This window comes from Haloarcula sp. DT43 (genome assembly GCF_037078405.1).
Classification (GTDB): Archaea; Halobacteriota; Halobacteria; order Halobacteriales; family Haloarculaceae; genus Haloarcula; species Haloarcula brevis.
Window position 1 is genome coordinate 801,948 of the sequence record NZ_JAYMGZ010000001.1, and the last position, 17,240, is coordinate 819,187.

A 17,240-nucleotide genomic window follows, 5' to 3' on the forward strand; every position below is an offset into this window, starting at 1 on the left:
CCGATAAGTAGTTACCACTTTATAATTCGGGGCTGACTGTGGGGGTATGGACGCGATAGTTCTAGCCGGCGGCTACGCGACACGACTGTGGCCGATTACGCGGCGACGACCGAAGATGCTGCTCCCGGTCGGTGAGACGACCGTTATCGACGGCGTCTTGCAGTCGCTCGAAGCCGACGACCGGGTCGACACGACCTACCTGAGCACGAACGAGGCCTTCGCCGCGGACTTCGAGGCCCATATCGACGAGATGGGGTACGAGAAGGTCCAGCTCTCCGTCGAGAGCACGGAGGGCGAAGACGAGAAGTTCGGCGTCGTCGGCGCGCTCGCACAGCTCATAGACCGCGAGGGCATCGACGACGACCTGTTCGTCATCGGCGGCGACAACCTCATCGGCTTCGATCCCGCCGAGTTCCTGGACTTCTTCGAGTCCCACGACGGGCCGGCGCTGGCCGCCTACGACGTCGGCTCGCGGGAGCGGGCAAAGTCCTACGGGCTGGTCGAACTCGACGGCGAGCGCGTCGTCGACTTCCAGGAGAAGCCCGACCACCCCAAGAGCACGCTCGTCTCCATCGCCTGCTACGCGTTCCCGGCCGACTCGCTCCGGTTCGAGGAGTACCTCTCGGGCGACAACAACCCCGACGAACCCGGCTGGTACATCGACTGGCTCCAGCAACAGGAGTCGGTGTACGCGTTCACGTTCGACGACGTCTGGTTCGACATCGGGACCCCGGAGTCGTACTTCGAGGCGGTCGAGTGGAAGCTCGACGGCGGGTCGCTCGTCCACCCCGACGCGACCGTCGAGAACTCCGAGATTGGCGACACCGTCCACGTGATGGCCGGGGCGGACGTGACCGACAGTACCCTCGACCGGACCATCGTCTTCCCCGACGCCGAGGTCCACGACTGCGACCTCGACGAGACGATTCTCGGCGAGCGCGTCGGCGTCGAGGGATTCGACATGGCGGGCTCGCTCGTCATCAACCGCCGATGACTCGTCCGCGTCGGCGACCGACGCCGCTGTGGGCTCCTGTTGCCCCCCGGACCGCTGGCGAAGGACTAAGTGACACAGCGTCGTCTACTCGCCATGAGTGAGTCATCCGATACCATGGGCCAATCAGAGACCGAGCACGTCACGTTCGAGATGACCATCGACGACGGCCGGACCCGAATCGACGTCTCGGGCGACCGCGACACGGCCGTCGTCGTCCGTTCGAAATCGGGCGAGAAGATATACCTGCCCCCGGAGGACTTCGACCGGCCGCCGGAGGACAGACAGACGCCCTACGACAGCCCCTACCAGTCGGCCGACGGGACCGCCGACAGCCCGTACCGGACCCGGACCGATACAACGTCCGTGACGGGGCTGGAGCCGACCGCGGACGGGTACCTCATCGTCCACCCGGAGCCGGTCACGGACGTTCGCTTTCTCAGATAGGCGGCGGCCGCCCGTCAGGCCTCGTCTAAGACCTCGTGGTAGAACTCGACGTGTTCGTCGGCGACTTCCTCCCAGGTCCGGACGTCGTACTCGATTGGCGTCGACAGCGACAGCGCGTGTTCGATGCCGTCGGCGATTGAGTCCGAGTCCGGCTCGACCTCGATGACGCAGTTCTCGTTCAACAGCTCCGCGGCCCCGCTCTCGCAGGCGACGACGCGCGTCCCGACCGAGAGCGCCTCGACGATTGTGATGCCGAACGGCTCCGCCAGCGACGGCGAGACGAACAGGTCGGCGCTGTTGTAGTAGTCCCCGAGTTCCGACTGTGGGAGATACCCCGGGAAGTACACCCGGTCGTCGATTCCCAGCAGTTCGGCGAACCGTTCGAGCTGTTCGGTGAGGTGGCCCGAGCCGCCCAGCACCAGGCTGACGTCGTCCCGGTCGAGCTTCGAGAGCGCGTACAGCAGGTACGACAGCCCCTTCTGGTCGGTGTGGCGGCCGACGAAAAACAGCATCTTCCCGTCGATGCCAAGCTCCGATTTGATGTCACGGCCCGTCGGCTCCACCGACGAGAACCCGTTGTAGATGACCGTCGAGTCGGCGTCGTACTGCTCGCGGATGCGCCGCTGCGTGAACTTGCTCACCGCGACGACGTGGTCCGACCGGTTGGCGACGCGCTGTTCGGTCTCGACTTCCCGCTGTGGCGGGTTCACGTTGCGGTCCGCCGACAGCGAGTGAAACGTCGATATCCACTCGACCTCGTGGGACGCTTTGGCCCGCGAGCCGGGGTTGTAGCCGAACCAGTCGTTCGTGTGGATGATGTCGGCCTCGGCCGCCCGGTCGGCGAACTCCCCGGCCAGCCGGCCGATGCGCGTGATGATGTCGCCGCTGCCCGTCGGCACGCCGTGGATGCCGTCGCGGTCCGGCGGCGCGTACTCGTCGGGCAACACCAACTCGAACTCGACGTCGTCTCTCGGTTCGAGCTGTTCGAACAGCTCCCCGATAGCGGTATCAAGCCCGCCGGTGATGTTAGGTGGGAACCCCCAGCCAAGCATCAGCACGTTCGGTGGCATCTCTGTAACTGGCTCCCTCGTAGCATCATATGGATACAATATATATGTTTGCGTGCGCCGTCGCTGGCGTCTGACACGTTCCTGTGGGGACCACTCGCAGCTCCGGGGACGTGAGCGTTCTCGCCCTCCGCGCCACCGGTCTCCAGCGACCCGTCCCATTGAAATGCCTGTCAGGGCAACAGACGCGTATGACATTCCAACGACAGAGCGGGGTGTTCCTGCACCAGACGTCACTCCCGGGGCCACACGGCATCGGCGACCTCGGTGCCGGCGCGCGGGCGTTCGTCGACTTCCTCGACCGGGCCGACCAGTCGCTGTGGCAGTTCTGCCCGCTCGGCCCCACGTCGAGCGTCCACGGAAACTCCCCGTACCAGTCGTCGTCCGCCTTCGCGGGCAATCCCCTACTCGTCGACCTCCGGGCCCTCGTCGACCGCGGCTATCTCTCCGAGGCCGAGGTCGAACCGCCCGAGGACGTCTCGCCGCACCGCGTCGCGTACGACCGCGTGACCGAGTTCAAGACGGCCCGGCTCCGGACCGCCTACGCCGCCTTCGAGGAGAACGCGGACGACGCGGACCGGCAGTCGTTCGCCGAGTTCTGCGACCGCGAGGCGGGGTGGCTGGACGACTACGCGCTGTTTACGGCCCTGAAAGCCGAGTTCGACGGCGCGGGCTGGATGGATTGGCCCGACGACATACGGACGCGCGAACCGGACGCGCTGGAGCGGTACCGGGACGAACTGGCCGATGACGTCCGCTATCACAAGTTCGTCCAGTGGTGTTTCGACAGCCAGTGGCGGGCACTGGCCGAGTACGCGGCCGAGCGGGACATCGGTCTCGTCGGCGACCTCCCCATCTACGTGGGCCTCGACTCGGCGGACGTCTGGGCCTATCCCGAGGTGTTCCGGCTCGACGACGACCACCAGCCGGCGGAAGTAGCGGGCGTCCCGCCCAATCCCGGCGACGACGGCCAGCGGTGGGGGAACCCCGTCTACGACTGGGAGACGCTGCGCGAGGACGGCTACGGCTGGTGGGTCGACCGGTTCGAGCGGCTGTTCGACCTCGTGGACGTCGCCCGCATCGACCACTTCAAAGGGTTCGACGAGTTCTGGTCGATTCCCGCCGAGGCCGACGACCCGGCCGCCGGGCAGTGGCGCGACGGCCCCGGCGCGCACTTCTTCGAGACGGTCGAGGCCGAACTCGGCGAACTGCCCTTCCTCGTCGAGGACCTGGGCTTTCTCGACGAGGGCATCGTCGCGCTGCGCGACCGCTTTGGCTTCCCCGGCATGCGCGTGCCCCAGTACGCCGACTGGTGCGAGGAGGGCCACATGTACCAGCCGATGCACTACCCCGAGCAGTCCGTCGGCTACACCTCGACCCACGACACCGACACCGTCGTCGGCTACTACCGGGACCTCTCGGACCGGCAACGGGACTGTCTGCACTACAACCTCGGCACCGACGGCGAGGAAATCAACTGGGACCTCATCGAGGCGGTGTGGAACTCGAACGCGGCCGTCGCGATGACGACCGTCCAGGACCTGCTCGGCCTCGACAGCGACACCCGGTTCAACGTCCCCGGCACGGCGACCGGGAACTGGCAGTGGCGGGTGACCGAGGCGGCCCTCGACGAGGAGGTCGCCGAGCGGCTCCGCCGGGTCACCGACAGGACAATCCGCTGAGCGCGGTCAGAACTGCAGGATGCCGTCTTCGGTGACGACCGTATCGAGCAGGCGGGTCGGCGTCTCGTCGTAGCCTGGGTTCCCGATGTCGAACCCCTCGGGCGGTTCGAGCATCACGTCCGACCCGGACCGGAACGTGTTCGTGAAGGTGAAGCCGCTGCCGATGAACTTCGAGGACGACCCGACGACGGTCACGGGCACGTCGAGTTCGTTCGCCGTGGCGGCCAGGGGCAGCGTCCCGACGCGGTTGTACACCGTGTCGTCGATGAGGCAGTTCATCCCGACGAACACGCGGTCGGCCTCGGAGAGGTAGTGGCCCGCCGCGCCGTCGACGATGAGCGTCACGTCGGCCCCGTCCCGGTCGGCCAACTGGCGGGCGGTGCGACGGCCCAGGAAGTGGGGCCGCGACTCCCTGGCGTAGAGGTGAAACTCCTTGCCGGCGTCGAGCGCCGCGTTGAACGTCGCCATCACCGTCGAGGAGTTCTCGTGTGTCATCAGCACGTCGCCGTCGTCGATGAGCGTCGCCGCCCGCTCGGCCGCGCGGTCCTTGCTGGTCTCTATCTCCGTGACGACCGCCTCGATTGCCTCGAGCAGTCGCTCCTTGGCCTCCGGGACGGAGTCGGGGTCGGCCTCTCGCAGGTCCGTGACGATGCGCTGCTGTGTCGTGTACAGCGGCGCATGCGAGCGGTTCGCCCGCTGGAGCGCGCTGCTGTTTTGCTCGACCACGCGGAGGAAGTCCTCGACCGTGTGGCACTCGCGGTCTGTCAGTTCACGGAGCGCCTCGGCGGCCTTCACGGCGGCAATCGAGGAACTCTGTGTGTCCATCTCCTCTATCTGCCGCACGGTCTCGTTTATCATGCCTCTACCTGTGGCTGCCACCCATATAACGGTACAGCCGTCACCCGGTCTCTCGGCCCTACCCGACCACGTCTTCGTCAGTCGGTCCCTGGCCGTCGAACTCCGCCACGAGTTCGTCCACCCGTTCCGGATCCTCGGCGGCCGGGAGCCGCCGCTCGGCGGTCCGGCAGTCGGCGTCGACGCCCAGTGCCGCACAGACCCGGTCGGCCGTCGCCGCGGCCATCTGCCGGTAGGTGGTCAGTTTGCCGCCGACGATGCTCGCCGCGTTGTCGACGCCGTCGTCGGCGTGGTCCAGCAGGAAGAACCCGCGCGAGATGCCGCGGCCGCAGCGCTCGTCCTCGTCTGGCGCGTACAGCGGCCGGACGCCCCACCAGGTCCGGACCTCGGGCGCGTCCGCGACTGGGGGGAGCATCGCCGCGCACTCCTCGATGCTCTTCTCGACTTCCCACTGCTCGGTCTCGTACTCGTCCGGGTCGCGGACGGGCACGCTCGTCGTCCCGAGGACGACCTCGCGCTCGTGTGGGACGACGATGTCGCCGTCGTCGGGGTCCCGACAGCGGTTGAGCACCGGCCCGAGGGCGTCGTACTCGACGGAGACCATCACGCCCCGCGTCGGCCGCATCTCCACGTCGAGGCTGGCCATCGCGGCGAACTCGCCGGCCCAGGCCCCGGTCGCGTTGACGACGTAGTCGGCCGCGACGGTGTTGTCGACCGCCCCGCCGACCCGAACGCCGGTCACTCGCCCGCCGTCGACGAGCACGTCCTCGACGGGTGCGTGCGGGTGTATCGCCGCACCGTGGTCGCGGGCGTCGGCGGCGTTCGCAGCGACGAGCCGCGACGGGTAGATGACGGCGTCCGGGACTTCGAACGCGCGCTCGACGTCCTCGGCGAGGTCGGGGACTCGCTCGCGGGCCGCGTCGCCGTCCAGCGTCTCGACGGGGATGCCGATTTCCTCGCAGGCCGCCCGCTTGGCCTCGAAGTGGTCGGGGTCGTCCTCGGCGAGCTGGACGAACAGCCCGCCGGTGTCGCGGATACAGGCCCCGGCGATGTCCTTGAGTATCCGGTTTTCCGCGATGCACTCCTCGGCACCGACCCGGTCCGCCTCGGCGTAGCGGGCACCGCTGTGGAGCAGTCCGTGCGAGCGCCCCGAGGTCCCGCTCGTCAGCCCGTTACGCTCGACGAGCGCCACGTCGACGCCGCGGAGCGCGAGGTCGCGAGCGACGCCAGCACCGGTCGCGCCGCCACCGACGACGAGAGCGTCCGTGTGAATCGTCATGTCTACGAGTAGGACAGCTGACGTAAGATTCTACCGACGGCGGCGTCCTCGGCGACCGTGTGTCCGTTCCGGTTGCGGACAACCCGGCGAGTCCTCGGCTGTGTCGACGGTCGTTTGCATCCGGAGAGGACCGAACGGACCGTTATAAGCATACTGCACTGGTATAGGTTCAAGTATAAATTTCGGAAAAGCAAGTCTACAACTTTAAGTGAAAAGGAGAATCTAAACCCGCGTATGACCGGACAGGCTGCCACGGAGGGTGCGCCGGCGGTCCCCGCACCGACGCCGCCGGATGCCGCCGACGCCTGGTACGCGCCGGACGTGCGCGAGCAGGACGAGGTGTATCCGGGCGTCGTCGTGACGGTTCGACGGGACCGGAGCGGGTTCCGGTACACGGTCCGCGAACCGGTGCTTTCGGTCGCGGAGGCCAACGCGCTGTCGACCGTCGAGTCGCACTTCTCGGGGGCGAACATCGAGCGACCGCGGACGCGTGAGGGGGCGGTAGAGCGCATGGACGGGGGTTTCGACCCGAAACATCACCGGGTCATCGACCGGCTCATCGACGCGTCGCCGGCGAGCCGTCGCCGAATCGAGTACCACGCGCTCTCGTCGCTGGCGTGTTTCGACGAACTGACGCCGTACGCGCTGGACTCCCGCATCGACGTCGCCGACGTGACGGACGACGGCGTGGTCGTTCACACCGACGACTACGCCCCGGCCGAGACCGACCTGGGACCGGATCCGAGCTACCTCAACCGCTTCGCGAGCGAGCGCGTCGAGCAACACACCGTCCGGTTCCAGGGGTTCGAGATACCGGTCGTCGTCTACCGCGAGCACCTCCTCGGCGCGGACCCGTTCACGACGAAGTACGCGGTTCGGGAGCCGGACCTGCTCCCCGGCGACGAGCAACTCATCGACGTGTGCAAGGAGCGGGTCTGGGAGACCGGCGTCGACGGCGTCGTCCAGGACCGCGTCGAGTTCGTCCGGGAGCGCGCCCGGTCGCTCCTGGCCAGACAGCTCACCGTCCGCAACACCACCGAGTGGGTCGACACCGCCCGCTACCGGCTCCGGTCGGCGCTGGCCGAACTCGACCTCGCCGTGCCGCCGGTCGACCACCGCTTCGCCGACGACCGCCTCGACGACCTGCTGTACTACGTCCTCCGGGACCTAGTCGGCTACGGCAAGCTCACCGTCCCGATTCGGGACCACACGCTCGAAGACATCGAGGCCAATCGGGTCGGCGAACGCGTGAAGGTCCTCCCGCGAGCCGACCTCGGCCACGACGGCCGGGTGCCGACCAACCTCGCCTTCGACTCAGAGGCGGCCTTCGTCAACGTCGTCACGCAACTGGCCGCCGACGACGGCGTCGAACTCAACGCCTCGAACCCGAGCGCGAAGGTCAACATCGACCCCGACGGCGACGGCCTCCACGACGCCGACGACACCATCCGCTGTGCCGTCGCCCTGCCGACCATCAGCGAGGACGGCCCGCACATCTCCATCCGCAAGCAGTCGGCCGACGCGATGACCCCGGTGGACCTGGTCGAACGCGGCTCGCTGCCGACGGAACTGGTCGCGCTGCTGTGGCTCCTGTACGAGTCCCACGGCGTCGTTCTCTTTTCGGGCCCGACCGGGGCCGGCAAGACCACGCTCATGAACGCGCACATGCCGTTCATCCCGTACCGGGACCGACCAATCAGCATCGACGAAGGGTCCCGCGAGGTCCGGATACCCCACGAGACCGGGGTCTCGCTCACCACGCGGGACCACGAGCGGGACCACCGCCGGGTCACGATGGCCGACCTGATGACGCAGTGCAACTATCTGAATCCGGACGTCGAAGTCATCGCCGAAATCAACACGGCCGCATCCTTCGAGACCTTCGCCGAGACGCTCAACACCGGCCACGGCGTCATCGGGACGACACACGCCGACGACATCGAGTCGCTCGTCAACCGCATCGTCGAAAAGGGGCTGCCGGCCTACCTGCTCGACGAAATCGATGTCGTCGTCTTCCCCCGGCACGTCGACGGGGAGCGCTACGTCGGCGACGTCGTCGAGTTCGTCGACGACCCGTCCGTCGTCGAGAGCGGGGGCGACCGGAGCGGGACGATACACAAGGACGGGACGACAATCCACTGGAACAGCGTCTGCCGGCGGCGGCCCGACGGGAGCTTCGAGCTCGCCTACGACCACCCGCAGTTCGGAGACGACAGGCGACGGGTCGACACCGCTGTCCTCGACCGGCTCTCGGACCTCCGGGACGAGCCGGTGTCGGCCGTCGAGGACGCGTTCCACCGCCGCCACCGCTACGTCCAGTACCTCGTTCGAGAGGGGGTGACCGATTTCGACGACCTGTTCGACGTTCTGGCCGACCTGGAGACGAACGAGGCAGCGACCGTCGAGCGGCTGCGGCGGCAGGGCGGGGCCCCGGACGACCCTCATCTGGAGGTCGGTACCGGTGACGACTGAGGCCGGCGGGACGCTCGGCTTGCTCGACCGGGGCCTGTACGCCCTGTTCGCACACCACGCCGAGGACGACCGCCACGCTGGCACGCGCGACCGCTATCGGGCGGCCTATCCGAGCGCCGGCTTCGGCGTCTACGTCGCCAGAGTGTACGGGCTCTCGTGGCTGGCGTTCTGTGTCGGGCTCGTCGGGACGGCGACGACGGCGCTGTTCGTGCCGCCGGGGACCTTCGACGCGTTCGTCGCGGTGCTCCAGCGAAGTCTCCCCGTCCTCAACCGGGTGGCGCTGCCGGTTGTCCCGCGATTCCTCGTGGCGACCGTCCTCGGAACCGTCGCCGGCCTCGCACTCAAGCGGAGCGTGTTCGTCGCCGGCAACCGGTATCTCTCGTGGGCCGCCAGCGCGCGGCGCGCCGACATCGCAGCCACGCTGCCCGGCGCGGTCAGGTACCTCAGAGTGCTCGCCTCGGGGACCCACGACCGGCGCGAGATGTTACGCGCGGTCGCCGAACAGGACGCCTACGGCGAGACGGCGGTCGCCTTCCGGCGCGCGCTCAATCAGGGTATCCTCACCGGCAGTCTCGACACCGGTATCGAGCGGGTCGCCAGCGAGACCCCTTCGCGGGACCTGCTGGCCCCGTTTCTGCTGAAGTTCCGAGAGCACGCGAACCAGAGCGCCGAGGCGCTGGAGGGGTACCTGGAGATGGAGGGCCGCCTGCTCTCACACGAGCAGAGCCGGCAACACGAGCGGGCCACCGGCTACCTCGAACTCCTCGCGGAGCTGTTCGTCGTGTTGCTGGTGTTGCCCGCCCTCGTCGTCCTCATCGTCACCGTGATGGGGATTCTCGCGCCCGGCCTCTCCGAGCCCGTCGCGACGCCGCTGGGCGAGACGACCGTCCGTGCAATCGTCGTCTACGGGAGTGCGGCGTTCGTGATGGCAACCGGCCTGCTGGCGGCCTTCGTCGTCGCCGCGCTCCGGCCGCGGAACACGGCCGCACCGAGCTACAGTCTGCCGGACGGCCCGGTCGCAGTGCTCGCGACCATCACTTCGAACCCCGCGAGCGCGCTCCTCGCCTGCGCGCCGCTGGGTGCAGTCGTCGCGGCCGGGCTCTGGTCGCTCGGCTACCGTCCGGTCAACGTCGCGCTCCTCTCGTATGCCACCGTCGGCGTTCCGGTCGGCGCGGTAACGGTCCGCCGGGCCAGAGCGGACGACGCGAAAGACCGGGAGATTCAGGACTTCGTCCACGCCGTCGCCGGTCACGTCGCGCTGGGCCGTCCGTTCCCCGAGGCGGTCCGGCGCGTCGCCGAAGACGTGGAACTCGGCGTCCTCGATAGCGACGTCCAGTCGCTTGCGTTCACGCTCTCGCTCGGCGACAGCCCAAGCGACTCCGCGGCCGACAGGCGGGCCGCGGCGCTGGACCAGTTCGTCGACCGCGTCGGGACGCCGATGGCCGAACAGACCATCGGGCTGGTCGTCGGCGCGCTGGATACGGGCAGCGACGCGGAGGACGTCTTCGAGACGCTCCAGACCGAAATCGGCCAGCTCTACCACCTCCGGAAGTCCATCCGTTCGGCACTCCTGGTCTACGTCGCCGTGGGCTGGACGACGGCGCTACTGGTCGTCGGTATCACCGTCGCCGTCAACGTCTACGTCCTCGATAGCTTCGCGCAACTGTCGTCGGTTTCGAGCGGTGCGAACATCGCCTTCGACCCGTCGGCAATCGACCCCGTTCGGGAGCGGTACCGGTTCTACGTCGTCACGCAGGCGACGATGCTGGCCTGTGGCTGGTTCGCCGGCACGGCGAGCCGCGGCGTCTACGAAGCGCTGTTGCACTCCTCGGGGCTGGTGCTGGTCGCCTACGTCGTCTTCGCGGGGGTGGGCCTGATTTGACCCCCGACACCGACGCCCAGTCACACGTCGTCGGCGTCGTGCTGTTGCTGGGGCTGACGGTCGTCGCGCTCGGCGGACTGACGGCCGTCGTCGGGAGCGTCGTCGACGGCCACACCGCGACCGCCGACGAGACCCGCGTGGCGAACACCTTCGAGACGGCGTTCCGGCCGGTCGAGCGGACGGGCCACCGAACCGTTCGCGTCCGGTTCACCGAGGGTCGACTGACAACCGTGGAGCGTGAACTGCGCGTGCTCAACGACTCCGCGGTCCAGCGAACGGTTCCAATAGACGCGATAGTGTACGACTCCGGCGACAAGCGCGTCCGGTTTCTCGGGGGCAGCGTCGTGCGCGGAACAGCAGGCAACGCGTGGCTCGAAACCGACCCGCCGGTGACGGCGACCCGGGACGACACGGCAGTCATCGTCGGCGCACCGGTGGTCAACGCCAGCGGGGGCACGGTATCGGGGACGGGCGGCGTGTCCGCGGCCGTTCGCCGGAACGTCAGCCACGAACGCGAGCGGCTACCGGCCGGCAACTACAGCGTGGCCATCGAGACGGCGACGCCTCGGCCGTTCGCCGCGTACTTCCGGCGGGTCGGTGCGACCACGCGAGTCGATGATATCGACGGCGACGGCGTCCGGAGCGTCGTGGCGACGTTCCCCGGCCGCCGGACGCTGTACCTGGTCCGCCACGACATGCGGACGGAGGTGATGCATGGATAACCGCGCGCTCAGTACGGTCGTCGAGAAACTGCTGAGCATGGGACTGGTACTGCTGTACATCGGCCTCGTGACGACCACGCTGTACGGCGGGACGGTCCCGGCGTACCAGGCCGCCGTCGGTGCGGAACTCGGCGACCGGACGCTCGCTGAAGCGGCAGCCCGCATCGAACAGGCCGTCCCGCCGGATGCCAGGGCCGTCTCGGCTACCGTCCGCGTGTCTCTCCCCGACACTATCGACGGCACTGGATACAGCATCCGGACCGACGGCGACGACCTGGTGCTCGACCACCCCGACTCCGAAATCAGCGGCCGGACGCGGCCGCTGTTGCCCGATAGAGTCGATACCTTCGAGGGCGAATGGAAGAGCGGCAGCCGGACGGTGGTCGTCGTCTCCGGAACACGGGGGAGCGTGACAGTTCGCCTGGGAGAGAACCGATGACACGGGCGAGTCGGCTCACGGAGACAGCCGCGCGCGCACAGACGTCGCTCCCGGCGCTCGGCGTCGCGCTCGTGTTGCTGACCGTCGTCACCGGCCTGAGCGTCGCGATGGCCGACGCCGCGATTATCGGTGCGGAACGGACGCCCGACGAGCGGCGAATCGCCGCCGCTGTCGCGGACAGGCTCGTCGCGGCCGATGGCCCGCTCGCGGCTCGCAGCAACGTCCTCAACCGCTCCCGGGTCAGGGCGTTCGACCGGGCTGCCCTCGAACGGACCGCACCGCCGGCCGCCGAGTCCGAAGTCACGGTCGAGTTGGCTGGCGACACGGTTGCGAGCACCGGGCCGGTTCGCGGCGGGACCCGAATCAGCCGGCTCGTCCTCGTCGAGGCCCGCGAGTCGCGGACGCTCAGGCCGGACCTGACGACGACTGACGCGGTGACGCTCCCTCGCCGGAGCGCACGCGCCACGGTCACTATCGACCCGCCGCCCGGCACGACCGTCTGGACCGTTCGTGCTAACGACCGCGTCGTCCTCCACAACCGGAGCGGGCTGGACGGTAGCTACGAGGTCCCGCTGGTGCCCTACGAGACGACGGCGCTGCGCTTCCAGCGGGCCGGCCGGCTCGAACCCGGGAACGTGACTATCGACTACGCCGCCCCGCGGTCCACGAAGGAAACCCTGGTGGTGACCGTCGATGCGTAGAGCCCAACTGCCGCTGTCGCTCGTCGAGGTCGCGCTCGGGACCGTCCTGATTCTCGGCGTCGCGCTCGGGTTCGCGCTGGGGACGCCAGCGCCGGACGGGCAGGAACCACAGCTCGACGCCTACGCCTCGGACACGGCGACGCTCCTGGCGACCGACCCGCCGCGACACGGCGGCGCGACACGCCTCCAGGAGGTCGTGGCGAGTCAGGCGTCGTTCGACCGCGAACGGGACGCGCTCGCGAGCCGCGTCGCGCGTATCCTCCCCGAGAACGTCCTGTTCCGGGTCGAGACTCCCCACGGGGCGGTCGGCACGCCGACGCCGCGGGGCGTCAGCATCGGCACGGCGGCGGTCCCGACGGGACACGGGGACGTCCGAATCGTCGTGTGGTACGCATGACCCGGCGCGGCCAGCTGGTCCTCGTGGCGGCCGCGGTCGTGGCAGTCGCGCTCGTCCCGATTCTCGTGGCGTCCCTGCAACTGGGGTATCACGACGACGTCCGCGCGACGGCCGACTACGACGACGACCCGACCGCCGACGCGCTCCGGGTCCTCGAACGCGCTGTCGCGACCGAGAGCGCGTCCGTTCCGAAGCAGTACGCCTGGGCCGCGAGGGATTCAGCGACGGCGGCCGTTCGCGGGGGATTGCAACCGCGGCTCGACCGCCTCAGAACGTCGCGCGTCGAGGCCGGCGTCTATTACGATGTTTCCTACAACGGCACTGCGGCGCGAGAGTGGAGCGTCGCCGACTGTCCGTCCGGGCCGGACCGGCAGTTCGGGGACTGTGTCGCCACCCGTGGTATCGTCGTGCAGGACCGCGTCGGTCGCACACACGTCCTCGCCGTCGGTTTCGACGTGACGGCCACGACAGAACGCGGCGAAACCACCGTGACCGTCGTTGTCGAACCGAGCGGGCGGTCCTCGCGGTGAGGTGGGGAGTCAAAAGCGGCACGCGAGCCGTGATTCGTCGACTCGGTCAGCGTGTCACTCCGTCCCGCCCGGCGTCTGGGTTCGGACCTGGGACCGTATCTGCTCGAACGTCGCTCGCGGGAAGAGACCGGTGACGCTGTCGACCGAGAGTGCCTCGACGAGTCCGGCCGGCGGACCAGTGACCAGCAGCGCACCCGCCTCGGAGACGGAATCGTCGACGGTGAGTCCGAGGTCGGCCGTCGCGCGCTCCTCGAAGCCGGTCATCGCCTCCTCGATGAGGCTCTCCTGTGCGGTGCGGTACTCCGCCTGGGCCTCGCTTTGGGTGAGATTGCCCGCCTGCAGTTCGGACTGTATCTCCTGTTGGCGTTCCCGGAGCTGTTCCTGGTCGGGTTCGACGCCGACCGTCACCGTGGCGGGCTCCGCGGTCGCGGTCTGGCTCTGGGGTCCCGTCCCCGACTCGGTTCCGTCGCTGGTGTCTCCCTGGAGGGCGTTGCAGCCGGCGAGCGATACCGTCGCACTCGTTCCGGCGAGTTGCATGAAGCGGCGGCGCGTGGACTCGAATTCCATTGTCGGCTAGCACGGGTCCCGAGGGGTAACCCTTCTGATACGACTGCGGACCTCGTTGTCCCGACCGTCGGGGCTCCTGGTTCGGATATCGCCTCGACAGCCGAAAGACAGTGGTAGCTGTGGGCCAACTGTGAGTGAATAACGGCATGCCGAGACTGGAGCCGGGGGACACGCCGGAGCGGGACGCGATTCCGACGCTCGACAGCGACCGGTCGGGGACGGTCGTCTGGCACCGTGAGCACCTGCGGGTGCGCGACCAGGCCGCGGTCGCCAGGGCCGCGGCGGCCGAGTACGTCCTCCCCGCTGTTCGTGTTCGATCCGGCGTTCTACGGCGCGGACGGGCTGGCCTGTGACAGCCGTATCCGGTTCCTGCACGACTGCCTGGCCGACCTCTCGGACCAGTACCACACCGCGACCGGTCGCGGGCTCACCTACGCCCATGGGGACCCGCTGGACGTGCTGGCGCGGTTCCGCGAGGCCGGCTGGGATATCGTGACGATGGCCGTGCCGACGGGACGGTACGGCCGCGAGCGGGACCGACGCGCGCGGGAACAGTGTGACGTGACGTTCGTCGACGGCGACGGGCTGGTCCGGGACCGAACCGACACCCGCGAGGGGTGGCAGGACGACGTCGCTGCGTGGTTCGACGCCGACACACATGACTGGGACCCGACGACGGTCACCTCCCGGAGCTTCGACACCGGCGTCGACGTTGAGGCGGTCGAGGAGCGATACGACATCTCGCCGTCGAAAGCCGACGTGCCACGCGGCGGGACCGGCCCCGCGCACGACCAGCTGTCGGCGTTCGTCGAGCGAATCGACGACTACCCGGGGAACATCTCAGCGCCGACGGACGCACGGGACGGGACCAGCGAACTCTCGCCGTATCTCGCCTTCGGCTGTCTCTCCGTCCGGCAGGCCTTCCAGTACGTCGACGAGCACGCGCCCGACGGCCGCGGGAAGGAGATGTTCGTCTCGCGGCTGTACTGGAACAAACACTACGAGCAGAAGCTCGAAGACTGGCCCGGCTGGCTCGACACGGCGGTGAACCCGGTGTTCGAGGGATTCAACGCAGCCCGATACGACCCCGACCTGGTGGCCGCCTGGAAGCAGGGACGGACCGGGTTCCCGATGGTCGACGCGTCGATGCGGTGTCTCAGGGAGACGGGCTGGCTCAACTTTCGGATGCGGGCGCTCTGTGCGTCCGTGTACTTCCACCTCCTCCAGCAGCCCTGGCGAATCGGCGCGGACTGGTTCTATCACCATCTCGTCGACGCTTCGGCGGCCATCAACTACACCCAGTGGCAGTATCAGTGCGGGCTGGTCGGCAAGCCGACCCTCCGGCTGTACAACCCTCGCAAACAGGTCCGCGACCAGGACCCGGACGGCGAGTTCGTCCGGCGATGGGTGCCCGAACTCGACGCGCTGCCCGACGAATACCTCGACCGGCCCGAGGGGACGCCGGTCCACGTGCAGGCGTCCTGTGGCGTCGACATCGGCGAGGACTACCCACGTCCAGTCGTCGACTACGACGCGGCCCGGCAGGCGTTCCGCCGGCGCTACGAGCGGGTCCGCGCCGACGCGGCCGACGCCCTGGCGGGACCCGGCCGTCGCGCGCCGCGTCTCCTTCTCCGGCGGCCGCGAGGCCGCGGCACGCATCGCCGCCGAGCACGGGACCGGGGCGTCGAACGACGCGGCGGACGGCGGGACCCAGACCAGCCTCGACTCGTTCGGCGACGAGTAGGCCGCGAAGACTCGGGCAGTGTTCCCAGTCGCCAAAGAGGCTAAGACGGTCGCACACCGATACGTGTGCAATGACGGCGGGTACGGACGACGCCGCGTTCGAGGATTGCCGGTTCCTCACCGGGTCACCCCAGCGGTTCGCGGTGCTGGCCCAGCTCCGGGAGCGTCCGGCACGGCCCACCGACCTGTGTGATACGGTGGACGCGACGCGGACTACGATTCAGCGGATACTCGCGGGCTTCTCCGAGCGACAATGGGTCGTCAAACGGGACGGGGAGTACCAGCTCACGGTGACCGGACGGCGGGTGTTCGACCAGTACAGGGCGCTCGTCGAGGAGGTCGAGCGGGCGCGGGCGGCCGGACCGCTAGCCGCACACCTCGGCGCAATCGCTGGCGAGCTTCCGGCGGACCTGCTGGACCCGGCCTGTCTCACGACGACCTCCGAGCAGAACCCCCTGGCCGCTATCAACCGGTTCACGGGCTGGCTGGACGAGGTCGAGGGCGACGTCCGGGCCATCTCGCCCATCGTGACCTCGGTGTTCAACGATGTCGCCGTGGGGCTGCTCGAAACGGGGACACACATCGAGTTCATCATCGACCACAGCGTGCTCGAACGGTCCGCGTCCGACTTCTCGGACGCGCTGGAGCGAAGCGTCGAACACGAGAACATCGACACGTACGTCCACGAGAGCCCGCTCGACATCGGTCTCGCGCTGGACCGCTCGCGGGTCTGCCTGGCTGCCTACGACGACCGGAACAACATCCGGGCGATAGCCGAGTCCGACGCCGAGCCGGTGTATCGGTGGGCCGAATCGGTCTTCGACGGGTACAAGGCGCGGTCACAGCCGCTCGCGGCGGTTCTGTCGATGGGCGAGAACAACCGATAACCGAAGTCTGGTATGGAAGGGCCGAAGGGAGCACTGGTCGGCGCTCCAGCACTCACTGGAGGGCGGGATGGTATATCCCCGGGCTACCGTATCACTGGCTGATGCCTATACTTATTCACTGTAACTGTTCGCGGAGCCGGAACATGTTACAGGGGTTGTAACAGCTGCCGGGTCCTGCCCTCCGGCGTTCACCACCGTTCGACTACGCCGCCGGACGGCCTGTCTGAACCGTCATCTGGACTGAAATACTAGCCGACAGTATAAGTGTGTGGCATTCGTTACCAGAACGTATGTCTCCGCCCGGACGGGAGGTCCAGTACACCGAATCGGACGTCATCGAGGTGTTCAAACACCGAAACGATTACGCGGAGCCGCTCACAGCGTCGGAGGTGGCGGACAGGCTCGGCTGTTCACGCCGGACCGCGCTGAACAAGCTCCACGACCTCGAATCCGAGACCGACATCACGAGCAAGAAAGTCGGGGGACGGTCGCGGGTGTGGTGGATACCCGTGCGAACGGACTGAGCCGTCGCAGCGGTTGCTTCGGGCGTCGGGACGCTCCTGTAGCAGAGCGCACCGG

16 protein-coding genes and 1 pseudogene are annotated in these 17,240 nt (G+C 68.4%); 13 read left to right on the forward strand and 4 right to left on the reverse strand.

Going from position 1 to position 17,240, the window contains the following annotated elements:
• Positions 1-46: 46 nt before the first annotated feature.
• Positions 47-994 carry a sugar phosphate nucleotidyltransferase gene (locus tag VI123_RS04330; RefSeq protein ID WP_336336824.1) on the forward strand — a complete coding sequence of 316 codons (948 nt, stop codon included), beginning with the start codon at positions 47-49 and terminating at the stop codon, positions 992-994.
• 114 nt (positions 995-1,108) lie between these two features.
• Positions 1,109-1,438: a DUF7510 family protein gene (locus VI123_RS04335; RefSeq protein WP_336337375.1), complete on the forward strand. Its 330-nt coding sequence runs from the start codon at positions 1,109-1,111 to the stop codon at positions 1,436-1,438.
• A 14-nt stretch (positions 1,439-1,452) separates the two neighbouring features.
• Here VI123_RS04335 and VI123_RS04340 read toward each other — a convergent pair whose 3' ends face one another.
• Positions 1,453-2,508: a glycosyltransferase family 4 protein gene (locus VI123_RS04340; protein WP_336336825.1), complete on the reverse strand. Its 1,056-nt coding sequence runs from the start codon at positions 2,506-2,508 to the stop codon at positions 1,453-1,455.
• A gap of 188 nt (positions 2,509-2,696) precedes the next feature.
• On the opposite strand from VI123_RS04340, the gene malQ reads away from it, so the two are divergent.
• On the forward strand, positions 2,697-4,187 hold the full coding sequence (gene malQ / locus VI123_RS04345) for a 4-alpha-glucanotransferase (RefSeq protein WP_336336826.1): 1,491 nt from the start codon (positions 2,697-2,699) through the stop codon (positions 4,185-4,187).
• 6 nt (positions 4,188-4,193) lie between these two features.
• On the opposite strand, the gene VI123_RS04350 is transcribed toward malQ, so the two are convergent.
• Together VI123_RS04350 and VI123_RS04355 are read right to left on the reverse strand one after the other, a co-directional pair.
• Positions 4,194-5,045: a translation initiation factor eIF-2B gene (locus tag VI123_RS04350; RefSeq protein WP_336336827.1), complete on the reverse strand. Its 852-nt coding sequence runs from the start codon at positions 5,043-5,045 to the stop codon at positions 4,194-4,196.
• A gap of 58 nt (positions 5,046-5,103) precedes the next feature.
• Positions 5,104-6,321: an FAD-dependent oxidoreductase gene (locus VI123_RS04355; RefSeq protein WP_336336828.1), complete on the reverse strand. Its 1,218-nt coding sequence runs from the start codon at positions 6,319-6,321 to the stop codon at positions 5,104-5,106.
• 234 nt (positions 6,322-6,555) lie between these two features.
• Between VI123_RS04355 and VI123_RS04360 the strand changes: the two genes are divergently transcribed.
• The 7 genes from VI123_RS04360 to VI123_RS04390 are packed head-to-tail and all read left to right on the forward strand — an operon-like array spanning position 6,556 to position 13,464.
• Complete coding sequence (locus VI123_RS04360; RefSeq protein ID WP_336336829.1) at positions 6,556-8,793, forward strand: type II/IV secretion system ATPase subunit; 2,238 nt, start codon at positions 6,556-6,558, stop codon at positions 8,791-8,793.
• Entirely contained in the window at positions 8,783-10,675 is a 1,893-nt protein-coding gene (locus VI123_RS04365; RefSeq protein ID WP_336336830.1) for a type II secretion system F family protein, read from the forward strand. The genes VI123_RS04360 and VI123_RS04365 overlap by 11 nt, the downstream gene beginning before the upstream one ends.
• Positions 10,672-11,397 carry a DUF7289 family protein gene (locus tag VI123_RS04370; RefSeq protein WP_336336831.1) on the forward strand — a complete coding sequence of 242 codons (726 nt, stop codon included), beginning with the start codon at positions 10,672-10,674 and terminating at the stop codon, positions 11,395-11,397. Before VI123_RS04365 ends, VI123_RS04370 begins: the two co-directional genes overlap by 4 nt.
• A complete protein-coding gene (locus tag VI123_RS04375; protein ID WP_336336832.1) occupies positions 11,390-11,836 on the forward strand; it encodes a DUF7266 family protein in 447 nt (148 codons plus the stop codon). Before VI123_RS04370 ends, VI123_RS04375 begins: the two co-directional genes overlap by 8 nt.
• On the forward strand, positions 11,833-12,537 hold the full coding sequence (locus tag VI123_RS04380) for a DUF7263 family protein (protein WP_336336833.1): 705 nt from the start codon (positions 11,833-11,835) through the stop codon (positions 12,535-12,537). Before VI123_RS04375 ends, VI123_RS04380 begins: the two co-directional genes overlap by 4 nt.
• A complete protein-coding gene (locus VI123_RS04385) occupies positions 12,530-12,934 on the forward strand; it encodes a DUF7262 family protein (protein ID WP_336336834.1) in 405 nt (134 codons plus the stop codon). The genes VI123_RS04380 and VI123_RS04385 overlap by 8 nt, the downstream gene beginning before the upstream one ends.
• Positions 12,931-13,464: a DUF7261 family protein gene (locus tag VI123_RS04390; RefSeq protein ID WP_336336835.1), complete on the forward strand. Its 534-nt coding sequence runs from the start codon at positions 12,931-12,933 to the stop codon at positions 13,462-13,464. Before VI123_RS04385 ends, VI123_RS04390 begins: the two co-directional genes overlap by 4 nt.
• Before the next feature lie 54 nt (positions 13,465-13,518).
• Here the strand turns inward: VI123_RS04390 and VI123_RS04395 are convergent, their stop codons facing one another.
• A complete protein-coding gene (locus VI123_RS04395) occupies positions 13,519-14,031 on the reverse strand; it encodes a hypothetical protein (RefSeq protein ID WP_336336836.1) in 513 nt (170 codons plus the stop codon).
• Positions 14,032-14,177: 146 nt separating this feature from the next.
• On the opposite strand from VI123_RS04395, the pseudogene VI123_RS04400 reads away from it, so the two are divergent.
• From VI123_RS04400 to VI123_RS04410, 3 genes and pseudogenes are all read left to right on the forward strand, one after another.
• Positions 14,178-15,775: pseudogene (locus tag VI123_RS04400) on the forward strand (FAD-binding domain-containing protein).
• A 70-nt stretch (positions 15,776-15,845) separates the two neighbouring features.
• Positions 15,846-16,661: a helix-turn-helix transcriptional regulator gene (locus VI123_RS04405; protein WP_336336837.1), complete on the forward strand. Its 816-nt coding sequence runs from the start codon at positions 15,846-15,848 to the stop codon at positions 16,659-16,661.
• A gap of 290 nt (positions 16,662-16,951) precedes the next feature.
• Positions 16,952-17,185, forward strand: coding sequence for an HTH domain-containing protein (locus tag VI123_RS04410; RefSeq protein ID WP_336336838.1), 234 nt, complete (start codon positions 16,952-16,954; stop codon positions 17,183-17,185).
• The last annotated feature ends 55 nt before the right edge of the window (positions 17,186-17,240 follow it).